Genomic DNA, 20,418 nt, shown 5'->3' on the forward strand with positions numbered 1-20,418 from the left:
AAATGATTCAACCATTTACACGTTTGGCCGTTGCCGACAATTCCGGCGCGAAAGAACTGATGTGCATCCGCGTACTGGGCGGCACGGGACGTCGCGTAGGCCATATCGGTGATCTGATCGTTTGCTCCGTCAAACAAGCAACACCCGGTGGCGTTGTCAAAAAGGGTGACGTAGTCAAAGCGGTAATCGTGCGTACGAAGCGCGCCGTTCGCCGTAAAGACGGTTCCTACATCGCATTCGACGAGAATGCAGCCGTAATCGTGAAAGAAGACAAGAGCCCGCGCGGCACGCGTATCTTCGGACCAGTGGCGCGCGAACTTCGCGACCGCGACTTCATGAAGATCGTATCGCTTGCTCCGGAAGTTATCTAATAAAGACTTTGCGCATTCGGCGCAAGCACGCAGGAGGTGTAACTCATGCCACGGTTGAAAAAAGTGTTGGAGTCCCACAACAATAAATTGCACGTGAAGAAAGACGACACGGTAATGGTCATTACGGGCAAAGACAAAGGCAAGAAAGGTCGCGTCATCGCCGCGTATCCGCGCCAAAACCGCGTACTTATCGAAGGTGTCAACATGGTGAAGAAGCATTCGCGCCCTTCCCAAGCGAACCCGCAAGGCGGCATCATCGAGCAAGAAGCGCCGATTCACGTGTCCAACGTCATGCACATCGATCCGAAGAGCGGAAAAGTAACGCGGATCGGCTACAAAGTGCTTGATAACGGCAAAAAAGTCCGGATCGCGAAAAAATCCGGCGAAGTAATCGACTAATCGACCGATACGGAAAGGAGGTCCACGTTACATGGCAGCAAGAATGAAAGACCGTTTCTTGAATGAAATCACTCCTGCTCTGATGCAGAAGTTCAGCTATTCGACGGTTATGCAAGTACCGAAGATCGAAAAAGTCGTCATCAACATGGGTGTCGGCGAAGCCGTCTCCAACTCCAAAGTACTGGATGCAGCGGTTGAAGACATGCGTCTGATCTCGGGTCAAAAACCGGTTGTTACGCGCTCGAAGAAATCGATTGCCGGTTTCAAACTTCGCGAGAACATGCCGATCGGGGTAAAAGTAACGCTGCGCGGCGAGCGCATGTACTACTTCCTGGATAAACTGTTCAATGTCACTCTCCCACGCGTACGCGACTTCCGCGGCGTATCGAACAAAGCGTTCGACGGTCGTGGTAACTACACGCTCGGCTTGAAAGAGCAGCTGATCTTCCCGGAGATCGAGTACGATAAAGTAGATAAAGTACGCGGTATGGACGTCGTCATCGTCACGACGGCAAAATCGGACGAAGAAGCTCGTGAACTGCTGACCCAACTGGGCATGCCGTTTACGAAGTAATCCACAGGAGGTGTAATACCAAGTGGCAAAAACTTCGATGAAGGTTAAGCAGCAACGTGCTCCTAAATTCAAAGTGCAGGCTTACACACGCTGCGAACGTTGCGGCCGTCCGCATTCCGTTTTGCAAAAGTTCAAAATTTGCCGGATTTGTTTCCGTGAATTAGCATACAAAGGCCAGATTCCTGGCGTTAAAAAAGCAAGCTGGTAATCAGCCTAGTTCGGGAAGGAGGTTTACACAATGGTTATGTCTGATCCGATCGCAGATATGCTTACTCGCATCCGTAACGCAAACGTTGTGCGTCACGAGACAGTCGAAATGCCTGCTTCGAAAGTAAAGAAGCAAATCGCTGAAATTCTGAAACGCGAGGGCTTCATTCGTGATGCTGAGTATATCGAAGACAACAAACAAGGGATTATCCGTATCTTCTTGAAGTACGGCCCGAACCAAGAGCGTGTAATCACGGGGCTGAAACGCATCAGCAAACCGGGTCTGCGCGTTTACACGAAGAGCACGGAAGTGCCTCGCGTTCTTGGCGGCTTGGGAATGGCGATCATTTCCACGTCGAAAGGCGTTATGACCGATAAAGAAGCTCGCCAACAGAAATCCGGCGGCGAAGTCGTCTGCTACGTTTGGTAATTAACCGTCACAACGATTGGAGGTGTAACAATGTCTCGTATTGGCCGTAAACCGATCCAAGTTCCAGGTGGCGTAAACATCGACTTGGACAACAGCTTCATCACCGTTAAAGGACCGAAAGGTACACTGAGCCGCGAACTCCACAAGGACATGAAAGTGGTTGTAGCGGACAGCGTTATCACCATCGAACGTCCTTCCGACAATAAATTGCATCGTTCCCTGCACGGCACAACTCGCAGCGTCATCGCTAACATGGTTAGCGGCGTGACCGAAGGTTTCGCAAAGAACCTCGAGCTCGTAGGCGTTGGTTACCGTGCAAACAAAACTGGCGAGAAGATCGTCCTCAACGTCGGTTACTCGCACCCGGTTGAAATCGTGCCTGAGAACGGAATCGAATTCGAAGTTCCGTCCAACACGAAAATCATCGTTAAAGGCATCGACAAAGAACTCGTCGGCGCAACCGCAGCAAAAATCCGCTCCGTTCGCGAGCCAGAGCCGTATAAAGGCAAAGGCATCAAGTACGAAGGCGAGCGCATCCTTCGCAAAGAAGGTAAAGCCGGTAAGAAAAAATAAGCAGCCGCTTAGGGCTGCTTGACCGAATAGCTTAGAGACAGCAGAAAGGAGTGTACGACGAATGATTACAAAAGGCGATAAAAACAAATCGCGTCTGAAGCGTCACCTTCGCGTTCGTAAGAAAGTCAACGGTACGACGCAGCGTCCGCGCCTGTCCGTATTCCGTTCCTCCAAACACATCTATGCTCAACTGATCGACGATGTTCAAGGCGTAACGGTAGCAGCGGCTTCGACGCTCGACAAAGAGCTCGCAGGTCAAGTGACGAACGGCGGCAACATCGAAGCGGCTCGCAAAATCGGCGAACTGATCGCGGTTCGCGCGAAAGCGAAAGGCGTAGAACAGATTGTATTTGACCGTGGCGGATACTTGTACCATGGCAGAATTCAAGCATTGGCCGACGCAGCTCGCGAAGCAGGCCTCGAATTTTAATCAAGATTCTTATGAAGGAGGTAAATCGACTTGCGTATTGATCCAAACTCGTTGGAACTCACCGAGAAGGTAGTTCAAATCAACCGCGTTGCGAAAGTAGTAAAGGGCGGACGCCGTTTCAGCTTCAGCGCGCTGGTAGTCGTAGGCGACGGTAAAGGATACGTTGGCGCAGGGATCGGTAAAGCGGGCGAAGTACCTGATGCGATTCGCAAAGGTATCGAAGACGCGAAGAAAAACCTGATCCACGTACCACTCGTGAAAACGACCATTCCACACCAAGTTCTTGGTCACTTCGGCGCTGGCCGCGTTCTCTTGAAACCAGCTTCCGAAGGTACCGGAGTTATCGCTGGCGGCCCTGTCCGCGCGGTGCTCGAGCTTGCAGGCGTGGGCGACATTCTGACCAAATCGCTCGGTTCCTCGAACTCCATGAACATGGTCAACGCGACACTGGAAGGACTGTCCCGTCTGAAACGTGCCGAAGACGTTGCTAAGCTTCGTGGCAAAACCGTAAAAGAGCTTTTGGGCTAAGGAGGAGAATACGATGGCAAAATTGCAAATCACCCTCGTTCGCAGCCTGATCGGACGTAACGAGAAGCAGCGTGCGACTGTTGCTACGCTTGGTCTTCGCAAGATTCGTCAATCGGTTGTCCACAACGACAGCCCGGCAATCCGCGGCATGGTCAATAGTGTCAGCCACCTGGTTAAGGTAGAAGAAGTACAAGCGTAATTAAGCCCTTCAGGGCACGCAATACACGAAAGGCTCTCCGGGCGCACGAGCGCTTCGGGAGCAATGCAAAACTTAAGGAGGTGCAACGATCCGATGAAATTGCATGATCTCAAACCAGCTCCGGGTTCCCGTAAAGAGGGATTTCGCGTTGGACGCGGTATCGGCAGCGGCAACGGTAAAACTGCGGGTCGCGGTCACAAAGGTCAAAATGCTCGTTCCGGTGGCGGCGTTCGTCCTGGATTCGAGGGCGGTCAGAACCCACTGTACCGTCGTTTGCCTAAACGCGGCTTCAACAACCCGTTCCGTAAAGAGTATGCGATTGTGAACATCGATGAGTTGAACAGCTTCGCAGCAGGCACGGAAGTAACGCCGGAATTGCTGATGGAGCAAGGTATCGTCAAAAACCCACAAAGCGGCATCAAAGTGCTGGGTAACGGCGACATCACGGTTCAACTCACGGTGAAAGCAAACAAGTTCTCTCAATCTGCGGTAGAGAAAATCCAAGCTGCCGGTGGTAAAACCGAGGTGATCTAATGTTTAAGACCGTGTCTAACATTTGGAAAGTGGAAGATCTCCGAAAGCGGATCTTGTTCACGCTGTTCATCTTGTTGGTTTACCGCATCGGTTCCTTCATTCCGGTTCCGGGCGTCAATAAGGATGTTTTCACCCAAACGGACCAGGCCGGTTCCGAATTGTTCGGTTTGCTTAATACGTTCTCGGGCGGGGCGTTGTTCCAGTTCTCGATCTTCGCGATCGGGATCATGCCGTACATCACCTCCTCGATCATCGTACAGCTGCTGTCGATGGACGTCATTCCGAAATTCGCCGAATGGGCGAAGGAAGGCGAGAACGGCAAACGCAAACTGGCGCAAATCACCCGTTACGGTACGATCGTGCTTGGCTTGGTCCAAGGCTTCGGTACCGCAATCGGCTTTAACCGGCAGTATCAGTACGATATGATTCCTGGCGCAACCGTTACGGATTACATCATGATCGCGATCATCCTGACGGCGGGAACGGCCTTCCTCATGTGGCTCGGTGAGCAGATCACGGAGAGAGGGATCGGCAACGGGATTTCCGTCCTGATCTTTGCCGGTATCGTAGCCAGACTTCCGGCACATGTCCGCTCCATCTACTCGCAAGAGTTTGTAGACGCGGGCGACGCGCTTTTCCTGGCGATCATCAAAGTAGTCGCAATCGTAATTGCGGTCGCGGCGATCATCGTGGGCGTTATCTTCGTCCAGCAGGGAATTCGCAAAATTCCGGTTCAATACGCGAAGCGCGTCGTTGGACGGAAAATGTACGGCGGACAATCGACCCACATTCCGCTGAAAGTAAACGGAGCAGGCGTTATCCCGGTCATCTTCGCGGTATCGCTGCTAATGTTCCCGGTTACGATCGCGAACTTCTGGTCGACGCGTCCTTGGGCGCAATGGATTCAGACGCATATGTACTACGACAAGCCCCTTGGCATGGTGTTGTACGTCATCTTGATCATTGCGTTCACATTCTTCTACACGTTCGTGCAAATCAATCCGGTGCAGATGGCCGATCAAATGAAGAAGAACGGCGGTTACATCCCGGGCGTTCGCCCAGGCAAACCGACTTCGTCTTACATTACGCGCGTCATGTCTCGGATCACGCTCAGCGGAGCGATTTTCCTGTCGCTCATCTCGATCCTGCCGGTGTTCTTCGGTACGCTCGCGGATTTGCCTCGTGACGTGAAACTGGGCGGCACCTCGCTCTTGATCGTCATCGGCGTCGCGCTGGATACGATGAAGCAAATCGAGACGCAGCTGATCAAGCGCCACTACAAAGGGTTTATCAATAAATAACACTAGGTTCGCAAGCGGGATTCCGAGCATCTTGCACGGTGACGGAACCCGGCCGAGCCTATTATGTTTAAAGCGAGGAACACGCTAATGAACATTTTATTCATGGGCCCTCCAGGAGCCGGAAAAGGCACGCAGGCCGAGCGGATCGTCGATACGTTCAAGATTCCGCATATCTCGACCGGCGATGCTTTTCGTTTGGCAATGAAGCAAGGCACGCCCCTCGGTCAGAAGGCGAAACAGTTCGTGGATCAAGGTCTCTTGGTTCCGGACGAAATCACGAACGGCATCGTTCGCGAGCGCCTGCAGCTCGAGGATTGCAAGGAAGGCTTCCTGCTCGACGGTTTTCCGCGCACGCTGCAGCAAGCAGAAGCACTGGACGGAATGCTGGCTGAAATGGGACGCAGCATCGATCACGTCGTGAACCTGAAGGTTGATCGCGGTCTCCTGCTTGCGCGTCTGACCGGTCGTCGCATTTGCAAAACCTGCGGCTCCACGTACCATGTCATGTTCAACCCGCCGAAGCAGGAAGGCGTCTGCGATAAATGCGGCGGCGAGCTGTATCAGCGGTCAGACGATACGGAAGCGAAGGTAGGCACGCGTCTCGACGAATACATCTCCAAGACGGCTCCCCTGCTTGAGTACTATGCAAGCAAAGGCGTTTTGCGCGAAGTGGACGGCGAGAAAGAAATCGACGAAGTCACGGCGGACATCGTAAATTGCTTGCGGGGAACTGCGGAATGATCGTATGCAAGTCCGAAGCGGAATTGCAATATATGAGAGAAGCTGGACGAATTGTAGCGGATACGCATCGCTTGCTGAAGGAAGCGATACGCCCGGGCGTGACGACCAAGGAATTGGACGAAATCGCTGAAACGTACATTCGGAGCCAGGACGCTTCACCTTCTTTTAAAGGGTACAATCAGTTTCCTGCCAGCATTTGCGCTTCTGTGAACAATGAGCTGGTACACGGCATTCCGGGTTCGCGCAAGCTGAACGATGGCGACATCATCAGCATCGATATCGGAGCGCAGTATAAAGGGTATCACGGCGATTCGGCGTGGACCTACGGCGTCGGCCGAATTAGTGACGAGGCCCAGCGGCTGCTCGACATTACAGAACGGTCGCTCTATGCGGGACTCGCACTCGTGAAACCGGATGAACGCTTGTTTACCATCTCGCATGCGATTCAACAAGTTATCGAAGCTGCCGGCTTCTCCGTCGTTCGCGAATATTGCGGTCATGGGATCGGAACCGAGCTCCATGAAGACCCGCAGATCCCGAATTACGGTTTACCGGGCCGCGGACCGCGCCTGAAACCGGGCATGGTGCTGGCGATCGAGCCGATGGTCAACATCGGCGAGCGGTACGTGCGCACACTGACGGACAATTGGACAGTCGTTACCGAAGATCAATCATGGTGTGCTCACTTCGAGCATACGGTGGCTGTAACGGCGGATGGCTGTGAAATTTTAACCCGAACCGGGGAGCAGGCAGGTTGAGAGCGCTTGGAGAATAAGCCGGAGATTGGCCGAGTCGTTAAGGTGCTGCGGGGAAAAGACGAAGGCTCATACGCCGTGATCGTCCAGGTGCTGGACGAACGTCTCGTACTTGTAGCGGACGGAGACAAACGTCGCTTCGATCAATCGAAAAAGAAGAACATTCTGCATCTCGAGATGCAGCCGGTCGTCAGTCACGAAGTGGTTGACAGCATGCGGGAAACCGGCCGTGTTACAAATGCGAAGTTGCGTTTCGCCATACAGAAGGCAGTGCAAGGGAAAGGAGAATGACTATGGCCAAAGAAGACGTCATTGAAGTCGAAGGTACGGTCATCGAACCACTACCTAACGCCATGTTCAGGGTTGAACTGGAGAACGGACACCAAATTCTCGCCCACGTATCGGGTAAGCTCAGAATGCACTTCATCCGCATTCTGACAGGAGATAAAGTCGTGATTCAGCTATCGCCTTACGATTTGTCCAGAGGACGCATTACCTATCGGAAGTAGGGGCTTCGGCGCCTGCCCACGAAAGATATCGGGAGGTAATCACAATGAAGGTTAGACCTTCGGTCAAGCCGATTTGCGAAAAGTGCAAAGTCATTCGCCGCAAAGGGAATGTCATGGTTATTTGCGAAAATCCGAAACACAAACAAAAACAAGGATAAAGGAGGGATATCTGTAGATGGCACGTATTGCTGGTGTAGACTTACCGCGTGATAAACGCGTTGTCATCGCGCTGACGTACATCTTCGGTATTGGCAGAACGACCGCCAATAAAATCCTGAGCACGACCGGTATTAGCGAAAATACCCGTGTTCGTGATCTGACGGAGGACGAAGTCAGCAAGCTGCGCGAAACGATCGACAAGAGCGTTAAGGTGGAGGGCGACCTGCGCCGTGAAATTTCCCTTAACATCAAGCGTCTGATCGAGATCGGATGCTATCGTGGCGTGCGTCACCGCCGCGGCCTGCCGGTTCGCGGTCAACGGACGAAAACCAATGCTCGTACGCGTAAAGGTCCGCGTCGGACCGTGGCGAACAAGAAGAAATAATAAGGGGGGATAACCGAAATGGCAAAACCAAAGAAAGTGGTTCGTACAAAACGCCGTGACCGTAAAAACATCGACTCCGGCGTCGCGCACATCCGCTCGACGTTCAACAACACGATCGTAACGATTACCGATCCGCACGGCAACGCGATTTCTTGGGCAAGCTCGGGTAACCTCGGCTTCAAAGGTTCCCGTAAGAGCACGCCTTACGCAGCGCAAATGGCTGCCGAGTCCGCAGCGAAAGCCGCAATGGAACACGGCATGAAGACGGTCGAAGTCATGGTTAAAGGCCCAGGCGCCGGCCGTGAAGCGGCAATCCGCTCGCTGCAAGCCGCAGGCCTGGAAGTCAACCTCATTAAAGACGTAACGCCGGTTCCGCATAACGGATGCCGCCCGCCTAAACGTCGTCGCGTATAGTTTCCAAACTTTGTGGTATCAAATTACTGCAACTTGTGAATAATGGTTGTGAAGGTTTGCCATACTACATGATTTGACTGCATACGCGATAATGGTAACGGAGCGACGTTTTGAGGGAGGGTACTATTAGTGATTGAGATCGAAAAGCCGAAAATCGAATCCGTAGAGTTGAACGAGGATGGCACATACGGACGTTTCGTTGTTGAACCGCTGGAACGCGGGTATGGTGCGACGCTCGGGAATTCCCTTCGGAGAATCCTGCTGTCGTCGCTACCCGGCGCAGCCGTAACTTCCGTTCAGATCGACGGCGTACTTCACGAGTTCTCTACGGTTCCAGGTGTGATGGAAGACGTGACGGAAATCATCCTGAACCTCAAAGGCCTTTCGCTGAAGATTCATTCCGACGAAGAGAAGGTCTTGGAGATCGACGCGGAGGGTGAAGGCAACGTTACGGCTGGCGATATTCGCGCGGACAGCGATGTCGAGATTTTAAGCCCAGATCTTCATATCGCGACGCTGGCCTCCGGTGCACGGCTCCATATGCGGGTATTTGCGAATCGCGGACGCGGTTATGTGCAAGCAGATCGCAACAAACGGGAAGATCAGCCGATCGGCGTGATCCCCGTGGATTCGATCTACACACCGATTACCCGTGTTAACTACACGGTTGAGAACACTCGGGTTGGTCAAGTGACGAACTACGACAAACTCACACTTGAAGTTTGGACCGACGGAAGCATTCGTCCGGAAGAGGCGGTTAGCCTCGGCGCCAAAATTTTGACGGAGCATCTCGACCTGTTCGTCGGTCTGACCGACGAAGCGAAAGATGCCGAGATCATGGTGGAAAAAGAAGAAGACAAGAAAGAGAAAGTACTCGAGATGACGATCGAAGAGCTCGACCTCTCGGTGCGTTCTTATAACTGTCTGAAACGTGCGGGGATTAATACCGTTCAAGAGCTGATCACGAAAACGGAAGAAGACATGATGAAAGTCCGCAACCTCGGACGCAAGTCTTTGGAAGAAGTTCAGGAGAAGCTGGAAGAACTCGGTCTTGGCCTTCGCATGGAGGAATAGAACGCAGCACAGACTAAGGTCGTCAGACTGTTTTAAGGAGGGGAATTTCGATGGCATATTCCAAACTGAGCCGTGACGCTAGCTCCCGGAAAGCACTGTTCCGCGATCTCGTCACCGACTTGTTCTTGTATGAGCGTATCCAAACGACGGAGGCGAAAGCGAAAGAGCTTCGTCCGATCGCGGAGAAGCTGATCACGCTGGCGAAACGCGGCGATCTGCACGCACGTCGCCAAGTGGCAGCTTTCGTGCGTCGCGAGTCCGTTGCAGCAGGTGAGCAGGATGCAATCCAAAAATTGTTCTCCGAGCTTGCTACCCGTTATTCGGAACGTCCGGGCGGATATACGCGCATTATGAAGCTGGGTCCTCGTCGCGGTGACGCGGCGCCAATGGTTTACTTGGAACTGGTAGATCGCGCGTAGCAAACGAAGGGTGGACCTTGCGGCCACCTTTTTTTGTTGCCCGCGAGGGACGTTCGGCGCTGGGGAGGGGATGACATGCGCAACATTCGAATGACGATCAGCTATGACGGAACGACGTATTACGGCTTCCAAACGCAGCCGAAGGGCAATACCGTACAGGATGTGTTGGAAGAGGCGATACGCGTTCTGACGGGCGAGGAAGCCAGCATAACGGCTTCCGGACGGACGGATGCGGGCGTGCATGCCCGCGCGCAGGTGATCAACTTCGAAACCGCCTCCCCCATCCCGGTCGAGCGTTGGGCGCTTGCCCTGAACTCCAGGCTGCCGGACGACATCGTCGTGCTGCAGGCGGAAGAAGTGCCGCTTAACTTTCACGCCTCCTACCACGCCAAACGGAAAACGTATCGCTACGGCATCGATACGACCAAGTTCGGCGACGTGTTCGAACGGCGGTATCGGTTGCATGTTCCGCTGCCGCTGCGGCTCGAAGAGATGCGGCGCGCGATCGCGCATCTGAAGGGGAAGCACGACTTCACTTCGTTCGCCTCGACGAGATCGGCGAAGTCTTCGCATGTACGGACCATCCTGGATGCGCGGATCGAGGCAAGCGAAGGGAAGCTGGATATTTTCCTGACCGGGGATGGATTCTTGTACAATATGGTCCGGATCGTCGTCGGAACGTTAATGTGGGTCGGCGAAGGCAAACTGACCGCCGAGGACGTCAAGCGGATCCTGGAGGCAAAGGAAAGATCGGCTGCAGGGCCGACGGCGATGGCGCATGGGTTAATGCTGTGGGAGGTTCATTACGACGATTAACAATTTTTCACGGCTGGACGCCGTCTCCAACCAAGAAATAGCTTGCACTTGCTAGGTCATTGTAGTAGAATATAACTTGTGCTTTCTTAGTGGCTCTCCCACAGCCCCGGCTAAGAATGGCCGCAAATGCAGTGCTAACCTAAGGAATTGAAACCGGTAAAACGGTCTTGAAACGTGATACATGAACAATGATGGTTTGAAATGAAGAGGGAGGATCTTCCATGCGCACTACCTATATGGCTAAGCCAAATGAAGTTGAACGCAAATGGTACGTCATCGACGCAGCAGGCAAAACGCTTGGTCGTCTGGCGAGCGAAGCCGCTAGCATCATCCGCGGCAAACACAAACCGCAATTTACTCCGCATGTGGACACGGGCGATTTCGTCGTGATCATCAATGCCGAGAAAATTCACCTGACCGGCAAAAAACTGCAAAACAAAATGTACTACCGCCACTCCTTGTATGCAGGCGGCTTGAAAGTGACTCCTGCGCAAGACATGATCAAGAACAAACCGGAGCAAGTGCTGGAGCAAGCAATCCACGGTATGCTGCCGAAAAACCGTCTGGGCGACAAAATGAAGCTGAAGCTGAAAGTGTACGCCGGCGCAGAACACCCACATCAAGCACAAAATCCAGAAGTTTACGAACTTCGCGGGTAAATAGAGGGAGGACAGTTTCATGGCACAAGTTCAATACTATGGAACCGGTCGTCGTAAACACTCCGTAGCACGTGTACGTCTCGTGCCGGGTGAAGGACGAATCATTATCAACAAACGTGATCTGAATGATTACTTCGGTCTGGAAACGCTGAAGCTGATCGTTAAACAACCGCTTGCGCTGACTGAAACGGCAAGCAAATACGACATCATCGTCATCGCTAACGGCGGCGGCATCTCCGGTCAAGCCGGCGCGATCCGTCACGGGATCTCCCGCGCGCTGCTGAAAGCAGATCCGGAATTCCGTCCGGCGCTGAAGCGTGCAGGTTTCCTGACGCGTGACCCGCGTATGAAGGAACGGAAAAAATACGGCTTGAAAGCCGCTCGTCGCGCACCACAATTCTCGAAACGTTAATCTTTACATCAAAATGCCTTTCCTGCTCTGCGGGGAAGGCATTTTTTTTATGAAAATGGCGTAATTCGGACATTGAACATTATGCCTAGTGGACGTATAATCTAATGTAGATAAAATTACTTGGAATTCGCATAACGGAGGGACTCATCCATGAACCTTTTCGAAAAAGAAGCGTTAATTAAGCAAAAGGAAGTTGAGCTTGAAACCGCGACCCCGCAAGACATTTTGAAATTCGCGGTCGAGACGTTCCCGAACCTTACGTTCGCCTGCAGTTTCGGCGCGGAAGATGTCGTTCTGGTGGATATGCTGCAAAAAATCAGTCCGAAAACGGACATTTTCTACCTCGACACGGATTTCCATTTTAAAGAGACCTACGAAACCCGAGATAAAATGGCCGAAATTTACGGGCTTGAATTCGTACAGGTTAAACCGGCCATCACGCCGGAAGAACAGGCGGCGCAATTCGGCGAAGAGCTGTGGAAATCCAACGCGAACGAATGCTGCAATATTCGCAAAGTTCAGCCGCTGACGCAGATCTTGTCCAAGTACGAAGCATGGATCACAGGCATCCGCCGCGATCAAGCGCCGACGCGCGCCAACGCGAAGAAAATCGAATACGATACGAAATTCGGACTGGTCAAATTCAATCCGATCGCGGACTGGACGTCCGAGGACGTGTGGAACTACATCCGCGAGAACAACGTGTACTACAACCCGCTGCACGACAACAACTATCCGAGCATCGGCTGCGAGTACTGCACGCGCCAGGTCATGCCGGGCGAAGATCCGCGTGCCGGACGTTGGGCAGGCCAAGAGAAGACGGAATGCGGATTGCATAAATAAACCGGCGCCAATCCGGCAACAACCGGGCACCCGAATAAATCTTAGGAGGCACTTGCATACCATGACCAGCATCAAACCGCATGGCGGCATACTCGTCAACCGAATCGCGACCGGAGCCGAACGCGAAACCTTGCTTTCCGAAGCGGCATCGCTTTCCAGCATCATCGTCAATACGTGGACCATTTCCGACCTGGATCTCATCGGCGTCGGCGCGTTCTCCCCGCTGACGGGCTTTATGAACGAGGAAGATTACCGCTCGGTCGTAGAACGCATGCGCCTGGCGAACGGCACAGTATGGAGCATACCGATCACGCTGGCCGTCGAAGAAGCGAAGGCCTCGGAACTTTCCGTCGGACAGCGCGCCGCGCTTGTCGGCGAAGACGGCATCGTCTACGCCACGATCGATATCGCGAGTATCTATAGCGTGGATCAGAAGCACGAAGCGGTCAACGTCTTCAAGACCGATGATCTGGCGCACCCGGGCGTCGCGAAGCTGTTTGCGCGTCCTTCCACCTACGTGGGCGGCTCCATCACGGTACTGAACCGTCCGGTGCCGGAGAAATTCAACGAGTTTTATTTCGAACCGGCCGAGACGCGCCGCATCTTCGCGGAGAAGGGCTGGCGCACGGTCGTTGGTTTCCAAACGCGCAACCCGGTTCACCGCGCGCACGAGTACATTCAGAAATGCGCCATGGAAATCGTTGACGCGCTTTTTCTGAACCCGCTGGTCGGCGAGACCAAGTCCGACGACGTACCGGCGAACGTGCGCATGAAGAGCTACATCGCGCTGCTCGAGAACTACTATCCGGCCGATCGCACGTTCCTGGGCGTCTTCCCGGCCGCTATGCGCTATGCGGGGCCGCGCGAAGCGATTTTCCACGCCATGGTTCGCAAAAACTACGGCTGCACGCACTTCATCGTCGGACGCGACCACGCGGGCGTCGGCGACTACTACGGCACGTACGAAGCCCAGGAGCTGCTCCGTTCGTTTCCGATTGAGGAGCTCGGCATCATGCCGCTGTATTTCGAACACAGCTTCTTCTGCACGAAGTGCGGCAACATGGCCTCGAGCAAGACTTGCCCGCACGGCAAGGAAGATCATCTGACGCTGTCCGGCACGAAGGTCCGCGCGCTGCTGCGCGACGGCGTCTGCCCGCCGCCGGAGTTCTCGCGACCGGAGGTCGCCAAAATTTTGATCGAGGGCATGTCCGGCCAGCCGGTCTAATTCCCCTCGGGATGTCCGCATAAGTAGCCGCCTCGTCCCATAGGATGATAAAGAAGCAGGACAGCCTCCTGCGCGAATCATCGGATGGAGATTGGGGTGGCTTTTTGCATGCGCGGAGTTCGAAATCGGTTTGTGGTATGGATCTCGTACCGGGGGGCCGTCCGGGTCGGCCTTGGCCTTGCGGCGGTGCTGCTGACGATCGTCTTGCTGACGCAAGAGGTGCCTGCCACGCGGACGTGGACGTACTGGACGCTGCCGCTTTCCGGCAAGGTTATTGCGATCGATGCGGGGCACGGCGGAGTGGACGGCGGGGCGGTCAGCAAGCAAGGGCTGGTGGAGAAGGATTTGAACCTTGCGATAGCGCTGCAGCTCCGGGATTTTCTGCAGCAAGCCGGTGCCATCGTCGTCATGACGCGGGAAGGGGACTACGATCTCGCGAATGAAGGCACGGCCAAGATCAGCAAGCGCAAGACGGAGGATCTCATCCAGCGCGCCCAATTCGTGAAAGACAAGCATGCCTCGCTGCTGCTTAGCATTCACATGAACAGCATTCCTTCGCCGAAGTGGTCGGGGGCGCAGACGTTCTTCTACCCGAATCAGCCGGAGAACGCGGTACTGGCCTCCCTCATTCAAGACGAAATTCGCCGCAATCTCGGCAACACGGAGCGGCTGGCCGCCACGGTCAATTCGATCTACCTGCTGAAAGCGATGGATAAGGTGCCGAGCGCGCTGGTGGAGGTTGGATTTCTGTCCAATCCCGGCGAAGCGCGGCGGCTGGCGGACGCGAACTACCAGAAACAGGTCGCGGCGTCGATTTATCAAGGCGTGCTGCGGTATACGGCGGGGGAAAAATGGGGCACGGGTACGCCGGGCGCCGCCGCCGGCGACGCGGAAGGCGGAGCCAAGACCGTCCGTTAACTCCGCTTGGAACGGTGGGGCCGTCTTGCTATAATGGATGGAGCCAGTAAGCCAGGGACAAGAGGAGCGATTCTACCATGATTACCCGCGAAGAAGCATTGAAGGCCGCCGAGTCTGCGGCGGCCGCATATAGCGCGGAAGGAGCCATTGCCTTCCGCGATGTCGTCGTGAAGGACCGGAACGTATCGATGACGGTCCTGGGAGGGGCCGCGAGCGCGGAGCGCGCGCTGGAAGCCGCGTTGCGCGACGCGCTCGTCGCCGCCGGCGCCGAAACCGTGCACTTCCGGTTTCGGTCCGGCGAAGCCGCCCCGGCGGGCGCGCAAGGCGCTGCACCCGCCGCGGGCGCTGCCGGCGGCGCGAGCGAGGCTGCGCCGACGAAGGGCCAGGGCCCCGTACGCGGCCACGGGGCCGGGCTCGAGCACCCGCTGCTCGCAGCAGGCAGCGGGGTGCAGTTCATTGCCGTCGCCAGCGGCAAGGGCGGCGTCGGCAAGTCCACGGTGACCGTGAACCTCGCGGTCGCCTTGGCCCGCAGGGGCAAAAGAGTCGGCATCATCGACGCCGACATTTACGGCTTCAGCGTACCGGACATGATGGGGATCGAGGAACGCCCGCAAATCGTGAACGAGCGGGTCATTCCCATCGAGAAATTCGGCGTGCGCGTCATGTCCATGGGCTTTTTCGTCGAGGACAACGCGCCGATCGTTTGGCGCGGCCCGATGCTGGGCAAGATGCTGCGCAACTTCTTTGCCGAGATCGAGTGGGGCGAGCTGGATTACCTGCTGCTCGACCTGCCGCCGGGCACGGGCGATATCGCCTTGGACGTGCACCAGCTGATTCCGCAGAGCAAAGAAATCATCGTCACCACGCCGCACGCGACCGCCGCGTTCGTCGCGGCTCGCGCGGGTGCCATGGCCATCAAGACGGAGCATGAAATACTCGGCGTCGTGGAAAACATGTCGTACTACATCAACAAAGACGGCGAGCAAGATTACGTCTTCGGCCGCGGGGGCGGGGCAAGGCTGGCGGAATCGCTGAATGCCGAACTGCTTGCGCAAATACCGCTCGGAGCGCCGGAAAACCATATTTCGGAGCCGGATTTTTCGCCTTCGGTATATAAGGAAGACACCGCAACGGGCCGCCTTTACTTGGAAGTGGCCGACCGCGTCATCGCCAAATGCGAAGCATGACGATACGGACATGAAAAAAGCCAACATCGCTCACGGAGTGAGGATGTTGGCTTTCCTTATTGATGGCGCACTGTGGATGCTTCAACCTGCAATCGAATCGTCAACCGCCGCCTTGCTCGCCCATACCGCCATCGCCTTGGTCGCCGCCACCGCCGCCTTGATCGCCTTGGTCGCCGCCTCCGCCTTCTTTCTGTTTCTGAACCTTCTCGTCCGGCTTCGGTTTAAGCTCTTCCTGGACCGCCTTTTTGAGCAGATCGAGAATTTCGAGCCGGTACAGCGGACTTTGCATCGATTCCTGCATGATCGTCATGACCTGTTTACGGTATTGGGTGCTTTGCAGCACGTCCAAAATCATTTTGTCCATTTCGGGGGTCTTCATCGCTTGAATCATGTCGCGTTGGTAGCTGGGGTCCTTCAGTAGATCCTTATGGATCTGTTTGTTCTGCTTGTTGACCGCCTTCGCGAATTCGCCGGCAAACCGCGGATCCGTCATGAGCTTTTCGATGACTTTATTGTAATCCGGAGAAACGAGCGTTTCTTTGACCGCCATCCGGACCTGCTCTTGATCTTGAACCGAGAGCAGCCGTGCCCCCAGGCCGGTGTTGCCGGTGGTGGAGCTAGCCGATTCTTGAAGCGCCTTTTGCGCGTCTTCCGTTTTCAAAATATCGATAACCATCGACTTCATGTCTTTGTAGCTCATCGGTTCGCTCGATGCACTCGACGGCTCGGAACCGCAGCTCGAAAGCATGGAGGAAATAATTATAGCGGCACCCACCAACAGGATACGCTTGCGCATGTTGTCCCTTATCTCCCTTCTGGAATTGCGACATTGTCTTGGGTGTAGTATGCGACAATGTTCAAGGGATTATCATGGACCCGGCGTAGCTTTTTGCGGCGGACATGGTAAAATGGAAAAGACCAAGCATCCGCGGCTTGAAAAGCGAGGATTCATGCGGATGTAACGGATCTGACTTCCACGAGAAGCAGTAGTCAGTTCTGAAACGCGGTGAAAAGGCACGATGCGGGGTTCGAACCTCGCGATAAGTGGAAGCGGTTGACTTTGCAGATGCCTTCACCACGCTCAATAAACGCATGGGATCAATAATGCCTTCCATAAAACCAAGGAGCGCTTCCGAAGCAAGTTTTGTTTTAGGGAGTTAAGCATTACCATGCATTCAACAAAATTAAGTAACGCTTCCGAAGCAAGTTTTTGCATCACGTGGTTTAGACATGGAAGCTATTCACGAAGAACACGCAAGATGCTTCGCAAAAACTTAAGTAACGCTTCCGAAGCAAGTTTTGTTTAGCGAGTTAAGCATTTCCAGGCATTCAACAAAACTTTTAGGAGACATGATCGTGAATTTACGCAAATGGTTTTTCTTGTTTTGGAGCACGGCGGTGGTGGGGGGCGTCGTATCCGCCGTGGTCGGTACCATCATGCAAGTGGTTGACCCCGATTTTGGCATACTCGGCTTGAAGGCGACGGGATTCAACCTGATGACGATGGCGCTCGTGGGACTCCTATTCGGCGTGTTCAGCCAAATGGGCTTTTTTTCGTACCTGACGCTTAATTACATCGCGCTCGGCGTGCTTCGCAAAGGGTACTTGTGGAACGCGCTGCAGGCGTATACATCATTGTTTGCGCTTGGCGGCGTCGGCTACATGCTGTTCCAAAACCGCGGCGAGCTGGGCAACGGTTGGATTTTTTGGGTGCTTCCGCTCGCGCTCCTGCTGGCTTCCTGGGGAGTGGCCTACACAAAGGCGAAGCAAACCAATCATACGGCCTTTATCCCCACGATGTTCCTGTTGATCGTCGTCACGCTGCTGGAGGCTTGGCAGGCGCTGCAGAGCAACGTCTCGGCGATGACCTTCATGGTCATTCCTATGTTCGTGTGCAACGCTTACCAAATCCTATGGCTGCACCGCCTGCTGCGCAAAGAACAAACGACCGGCTCCGCATCGTCGTCCAATGCGAAGCCGGTCGCGTAGCGCCAACCGGGCCTATTCTTCCGCGGAAGCGTCGAGCTGCTCGAACATCGCGGTTTTATCCTGTACCGTCTTGCCTTGCAGCTCCGTTTGCGAAATCAATTCCGATACCGTCACGAACTCGTAGCCTTTGGCGCGCAGCTGGTCGATGATGGCGGGAAGGGCTTCGTGCGTCTGTTTGACGGAATCGCTGGCATGCATCAGAATAATATCGCCGGGGTGCGCCTTCGAGACGACGCGGTTCACGATTTTATCCGTTCCGATGTTCATCCAGTCCTGCGAGTCGGTATCCCATTGAATGACCTTGTAATTCATTTGCTCGGCGATGCGAAGGACGCGCTTATCGAAGTCGCCGTTCGGCAGCCGGATCAGAGTCGGCGTTTTGCCGGTCGCCTGGGTCAGAATCGTCTGAGCGGTTTCGATTTGCGTACGGATTTCTTCATCGGTGTATGTGCTATAATTGCCGTGCTTGTGACCGTGGCTGCCGATTTCGTAACCGGCGTCGACGATTTTTTTCACGATATCGGGATGCGTCTGGGTCCACGGGGAAGAGAGGAAGAACGTGACGTTTTTGACGCCTTTCTGCTGCAGCACGTCGAGAATCGGTTCGGCGCGCTTCTCGCCCCAGCTGATGTCGAAGGTGAGGGCAACCACCTTTTTGTCCGTCGGAACGCTGTAAATCGCCGCCGGCTGATCTTCCGCGAAGACCGTAATGTTGTCTTTCTCCGCGTAGATGACCCCCGCCGCGAAAATAATTCCGACCGTCATCAGGAAGTATCGTTTCAGTCGTTTACCGTTCATGACGTAAAACATATTCATATGCGGATCGGCACTCCTCTCTTAAGGCTTGTATTAGTACAATCTATGCTCGTACCCTCAAGTTATTCGTTCTAGCGCCAAAATAGCCCGATCGAGGTGAGATCCAATGTTCGCTCCAGCGGAAATTTTTCGCCATTTGAAAACGATGCGCCATTACCTTGCCTTCAGCACGGTGTTTTTGCTCGCCGGCATGGTTGTCGGGGCCACCAATCCCGGGTTGGACAGCTTTATGCAAAGCCAAATGAGCGGGTTGAAGAACGTCGCCCAAACGATAGACGCCAGCAGCCATCCCACCTTGTTTTTCATGGGGTTTATTTTTTTGAATAACGCGATTAAAGCCATATTCGTCATGTATCTGGGGGCGTTGTTCGGCATCGTGCCCATTGTGTTTCTCGCGATTAACGGCATGCTGATCGGCTATTTGATCCATCGCACGGCGGAACAGGGGGGCGGCGATATGGTGTTTACGGTCGTCGTGAAAGGCTTGCTTCCGCACGGGATCATCGAATTGGCCGCGATCGTAATCGCCTGCGCCTACGGCTTGCGGTTCGGCAAACTGACGCTTCAGGGCGTCGGGACCGTTTTTAAGCGGACAAGCGGGTGGGGGAGGCAGTTCGAACAATTTCTGCAGCGAACCGTTCCGGTAATTGTCTTAATCGTCGTGATGCTGATCGTAGCGGCCATTGTTGAAAGCACGGTAACGGTTTGGTTGCTGGGGGAGTAATAAATTTTCCAATTTCTGTGCATACCATTAAAGCGGCGTTTATCGCGACATGCGATGAACGCTGTTTTTGGTATCAGGGAAAGCGCACCGCCATCCCTTCACTGACTGACGGGACGGCTTGCCGAATCTTCGTAACGAAGGGCGGCAGCGGCTAACCCGTGGGCCGATGTTTGGCCGAATAAGCAAAGGGGGCCGCCAGACGGTTATGCTCGGAATACTGTTCAACGACAAAGAATGCAAAGAGCTCGATTACGTACTACGCAAGGAACTTGACGAAATGCTGCTCGATTTGAACGATTCCCGGCTGGACGGAGATATTAAGACCGCTATTGCCAAACGCTACAGAGTGATTTTCAGGATGTTCGCCCGAATCGCCTCTCCGAAAGAACTGTCCCGCTATGTGCTTAACATGAGAATTTATCGCTAATTTCGGTCTATACACATGTGCATAAATTTTTTCTTCAAACCCCTTGCATTGTTTATAAAGCCTGTGATATATTAATCAAGTCGCCGCTGAGACATGGGCGAACGAGCGAGAAACATTTGTTCCTTGAAAACTGAACAATGAGCGACCTGTCAAAAGGTTTGAACAAGCAAGTCAGCGATGAGCTAACAAGCCATCCTGAAACTGATTGGCTTCGGCTGATCGCTTTTATGGAGAGTTTGATCCTGGCTCAGGACGAACGCTGGCGGCGTGCCTAATACATGCAAGTCGAGCGGAGTTATTCCTTCGGGGATAGCTTAGCGGCGGACGGGTGAGTAACACGTAGGCAACCTGCCTGCAAGACCGGGATAACATTCGGAAACGAATGCTAATACCGGATACG

At 54.2% G+C, this 20,418-nt stretch carries 32 protein-coding genes and 1 rRNA gene; 31 read left to right on the forward strand and 2 right to left on the reverse strand.

Annotated elements, in window-relative coordinates:
* The first annotated feature begins 2 nt into the window (after window positions 1-2).
* The 27 genes from rplN to BMZ79_RS32565 all read left to right on the forward strand — a co-directional run bounded on the left by rplN (window position 3) and on the right by BMZ79_RS32565 (window position 16,062).
* The gene (gene rplN / locus BMZ79_RS32435) at window positions 3-371 is read left to right on the forward strand and encodes a 50S ribosomal protein L14 (protein WP_090583243.1); all 369 of its coding nucleotides are present in this window, start codon (window positions 3-5) and stop codon (window positions 369-371) included.
* A 45-nt stretch (window positions 372-416) separates the two neighbouring features.
* The gene (rplX, locus tag BMZ79_RS32440; protein ID WP_090649093.1) at window positions 417-770 is read left to right on the forward strand and encodes a 50S ribosomal protein L24; all 354 of its coding nucleotides are present in this window, start codon (window positions 417-419) and stop codon (window positions 768-770) included.
* Between the two features lie 31 nt (window positions 771-801).
* Entirely contained in the window at window positions 802-1,344 is a 543-nt protein-coding gene (rplE, locus tag BMZ79_RS32445) for a 50S ribosomal protein L5 (protein ID WP_090649096.1), read from the forward strand.
* Window positions 1,345-1,366: 22 nt separating this feature from the next.
* Entirely contained in the window at window positions 1,367-1,552 is a 186-nt protein-coding gene (locus BMZ79_RS32450; protein WP_090583249.1) for a type Z 30S ribosomal protein S14, read from the forward strand.
* Between the two features lie 30 nt (window positions 1,553-1,582).
* Window positions 1,583-1,981: a 30S ribosomal protein S8 gene (gene rpsH, locus BMZ79_RS32455; RefSeq protein WP_090649099.1), complete on the forward strand. Its 399-nt coding sequence runs from the start codon at window positions 1,583-1,585 to the stop codon at window positions 1,979-1,981.
* Window positions 1,982-2,011: 30 nt separating this feature from the next.
* Complete coding sequence (rplF, locus tag BMZ79_RS32460; RefSeq protein WP_090649102.1) at window positions 2,012-2,554, forward strand: 50S ribosomal protein L6; 543 nt, start codon at window positions 2,012-2,014, stop codon at window positions 2,552-2,554.
* 61 nt (window positions 2,555-2,615) lie between these two features.
* On the forward strand, window positions 2,616-2,984 hold the full coding sequence (gene rplR, locus BMZ79_RS32465; protein WP_090649104.1) for a 50S ribosomal protein L18: 369 nt from the start codon (window positions 2,616-2,618) through the stop codon (window positions 2,982-2,984).
* Window positions 2,985-3,014: 30 nt separating this feature from the next.
* Complete coding sequence (gene rpsE / locus BMZ79_RS32470) at window positions 3,015-3,512, forward strand: 30S ribosomal protein S5 (protein ID WP_090649107.1); 498 nt, start codon at window positions 3,015-3,017, stop codon at window positions 3,510-3,512.
* Window positions 3,513-3,525: 13 nt separating this feature from the next.
* Window positions 3,526-3,711 (forward strand): 50S ribosomal protein L30, encoded by a 186-nt coding sequence (rpmD, locus tag BMZ79_RS32475; RefSeq protein WP_090649110.1) that lies wholly within the window; start codon window positions 3,526-3,528, stop codon window positions 3,709-3,711.
* A 93-nt stretch (window positions 3,712-3,804) separates the two neighbouring features.
* Window positions 3,805-4,245, forward strand: coding sequence for a 50S ribosomal protein L15 (rplO, locus tag BMZ79_RS32480; protein WP_090649114.1), 441 nt, complete (start codon window positions 3,805-3,807; stop codon window positions 4,243-4,245).
* Window positions 4,245-5,546, forward strand: a complete 1,302-nt coding sequence (gene secY, locus BMZ79_RS32485; protein WP_090649117.1) for a preprotein translocase subunit SecY — start codon at window positions 4,245-4,247, stop codon at window positions 5,544-5,546. The genes rplO and secY overlap by 1 nt, the downstream gene beginning before the upstream one ends.
* Window positions 5,547-5,633: 87 nt before the next feature.
* The gene (locus BMZ79_RS32490; protein WP_090649120.1) at window positions 5,634-6,287 is read left to right on the forward strand and encodes an adenylate kinase; all 654 of its coding nucleotides are present in this window, start codon (window positions 5,634-5,636) and stop codon (window positions 6,285-6,287) included.
* Window positions 6,284-7,045, forward strand: a complete 762-nt coding sequence (gene map, locus BMZ79_RS32495) for a type I methionyl aminopeptidase (RefSeq protein WP_090649123.1) — start codon at window positions 6,284-6,286, stop codon at window positions 7,043-7,045. Before BMZ79_RS32490 ends, map begins: the two co-directional genes overlap by 4 nt.
* 6 nt (window positions 7,046-7,051) lie before the next feature.
* Window positions 7,052-7,333 carry a KOW domain-containing RNA-binding protein gene (locus tag BMZ79_RS32500; protein WP_090649126.1) on the forward strand — a complete coding sequence of 94 codons (282 nt, stop codon included), beginning with the start codon at window positions 7,052-7,054 and terminating at the stop codon, window positions 7,331-7,333.
* Between the two features lie 2 nt (window positions 7,334-7,335).
* Complete coding sequence (gene infA, locus BMZ79_RS32505) at window positions 7,336-7,551, forward strand: translation initiation factor IF-1 (RefSeq protein WP_048743586.1); 216 nt, start codon at window positions 7,336-7,338, stop codon at window positions 7,549-7,551.
* Window positions 7,552-7,595: 44 nt separating this feature from the next.
* On the forward strand, window positions 7,596-7,709 hold the full coding sequence (gene rpmJ / locus BMZ79_RS32510; protein WP_003333770.1) for a 50S ribosomal protein L36: 114 nt from the start codon (window positions 7,596-7,598) through the stop codon (window positions 7,707-7,709).
* A 17-nt stretch (window positions 7,710-7,726) separates the two neighbouring features.
* Entirely contained in the window at window positions 7,727-8,095 is a 369-nt protein-coding gene (gene rpsM / locus BMZ79_RS32515) for a 30S ribosomal protein S13 (RefSeq protein ID WP_090649129.1), read from the forward strand.
* An 18-nt stretch (window positions 8,096-8,113) separates the two neighbouring features.
* Window positions 8,114-8,509 (forward strand): 30S ribosomal protein S11, encoded by a 396-nt coding sequence (gene rpsK / locus BMZ79_RS32520; protein WP_090649131.1) that lies wholly within the window; start codon window positions 8,114-8,116, stop codon window positions 8,507-8,509.
* 129 nt (window positions 8,510-8,638) lie between these two features.
* Complete coding sequence (locus BMZ79_RS32525) at window positions 8,639-9,583, forward strand: DNA-directed RNA polymerase subunit alpha (protein ID WP_090649134.1); 945 nt, start codon at window positions 8,639-8,641, stop codon at window positions 9,581-9,583.
* 50 nt (window positions 9,584-9,633) lie between these two features.
* On the forward strand, window positions 9,634-10,002 hold the full coding sequence (gene rplQ, locus BMZ79_RS32530; RefSeq protein WP_090649137.1) for a 50S ribosomal protein L17: 369 nt from the start codon (window positions 9,634-9,636) through the stop codon (window positions 10,000-10,002).
* 75 nt (window positions 10,003-10,077) lie between these two features.
* The gene (gene truA, locus BMZ79_RS32535; protein ID WP_090649140.1) at window positions 10,078-10,818 is read left to right on the forward strand and encodes a tRNA pseudouridine(38-40) synthase TruA; all 741 of its coding nucleotides are present in this window, start codon (window positions 10,078-10,080) and stop codon (window positions 10,816-10,818) included.
* A 221-nt stretch (window positions 10,819-11,039) separates the two neighbouring features.
* On the forward strand, window positions 11,040-11,477 hold the full coding sequence (gene rplM / locus BMZ79_RS32540; RefSeq protein WP_090649143.1) for a 50S ribosomal protein L13: 438 nt from the start codon (window positions 11,040-11,042) through the stop codon (window positions 11,475-11,477).
* Between the two features lie 19 nt (window positions 11,478-11,496).
* Window positions 11,497-11,889 (forward strand): 30S ribosomal protein S9, encoded by a 393-nt coding sequence (gene rpsI, locus BMZ79_RS32545; protein ID WP_090649146.1) that lies wholly within the window; start codon window positions 11,497-11,499, stop codon window positions 11,887-11,889.
* Window positions 11,890-12,039: 150 nt separating this feature from the next.
* The gene (locus BMZ79_RS32550; protein WP_090649149.1) at window positions 12,040-12,732 is read left to right on the forward strand and encodes a phosphoadenylyl-sulfate reductase; all 693 of its coding nucleotides are present in this window, start codon (window positions 12,040-12,042) and stop codon (window positions 12,730-12,732) included.
* Window positions 12,733-12,793: 61 nt separating this feature from the next.
* Window positions 12,794-13,957 (forward strand): sulfate adenylyltransferase, encoded by a 1,164-nt coding sequence (gene sat / locus BMZ79_RS32555; protein WP_090649152.1) that lies wholly within the window; start codon window positions 12,794-12,796, stop codon window positions 13,955-13,957.
* Window positions 13,958-14,065: 108 nt separating this feature from the next.
* The gene (gene cwlD / locus BMZ79_RS32560) at window positions 14,066-14,875 is read left to right on the forward strand and encodes an N-acetylmuramoyl-L-alanine amidase CwlD (protein WP_090649156.1); all 810 of its coding nucleotides are present in this window, start codon (window positions 14,066-14,068) and stop codon (window positions 14,873-14,875) included.
* Window positions 14,876-14,952: 77 nt separating this feature from the next.
* Window positions 14,953-16,062, forward strand: coding sequence for a P-loop NTPase (locus tag BMZ79_RS32565; RefSeq protein WP_090649159.1), 1,110 nt, complete (start codon window positions 14,953-14,955; stop codon window positions 16,060-16,062).
* A gap of 100 nt (window positions 16,063-16,162) precedes the next feature.
* Here BMZ79_RS32565 and gerD read toward each other — a convergent pair whose 3' ends face one another.
* Window positions 16,163-16,858 (reverse strand): spore germination lipoprotein GerD, encoded by a 696-nt coding sequence (gene gerD, locus BMZ79_RS32570; protein WP_090649162.1) that lies wholly within the window; start codon window positions 16,856-16,858, stop codon window positions 16,163-16,165.
* 560 nt (window positions 16,859-17,418) lie between these two features.
* Between gerD and BMZ79_RS32575 the strand changes: the two genes are divergently transcribed.
* Entirely contained in the window at window positions 17,419-18,051 is a 633-nt protein-coding gene (locus tag BMZ79_RS32575) for a KinB-signaling pathway activation protein (RefSeq protein WP_090649183.1), read from the forward strand.
* A 12-nt stretch (window positions 18,052-18,063) separates the two neighbouring features.
* Here the strand turns inward: BMZ79_RS32575 and pdaB are convergent, their stop codons facing one another.
* Window positions 18,064-18,867, reverse strand: coding sequence for a polysaccharide deacetylase family sporulation protein PdaB (gene pdaB, locus BMZ79_RS32580; RefSeq protein WP_090649165.1), 804 nt, complete (start codon window positions 18,865-18,867; stop codon window positions 18,064-18,066).
* 145 nt (window positions 18,868-19,012) lie between these two features.
* On the opposite strand from pdaB, the gene BMZ79_RS32585 reads away from it, so the two are divergent.
* The 3 genes from BMZ79_RS32585 to BMZ79_RS32595 form a co-directional block, all read left to right on the forward strand.
* Window positions 19,013-19,591 carry a stage II sporulation protein M gene (locus tag BMZ79_RS32585; RefSeq protein ID WP_256253305.1) on the forward strand — a complete coding sequence of 193 codons (579 nt, stop codon included), beginning with the start codon at window positions 19,013-19,015 and terminating at the stop codon, window positions 19,589-19,591.
* Between the two features lie 205 nt (window positions 19,592-19,796).
* On the forward strand, window positions 19,797-20,018 hold the full coding sequence (locus BMZ79_RS32590; RefSeq protein ID WP_090649171.1) for a hypothetical protein: 222 nt from the start codon (window positions 19,797-19,799) through the stop codon (window positions 20,016-20,018).
* A 224-nt stretch (window positions 20,019-20,242) separates the two neighbouring features.
* Window positions 20,243-20,418 (forward strand): 16S ribosomal RNA (locus BMZ79_RS32595); the annotation flags it as partial.

Origin of the sequence: Paenibacillus sp. UNC496MF (assembly GCF_900113915.1) — a bacterium.
Taxonomy (GTDB): Bacteria; Bacillota; Bacilli; order Paenibacillales; family Paenibacillaceae; genus Paenibacillus_Z; species Paenibacillus_Z artemisiicola.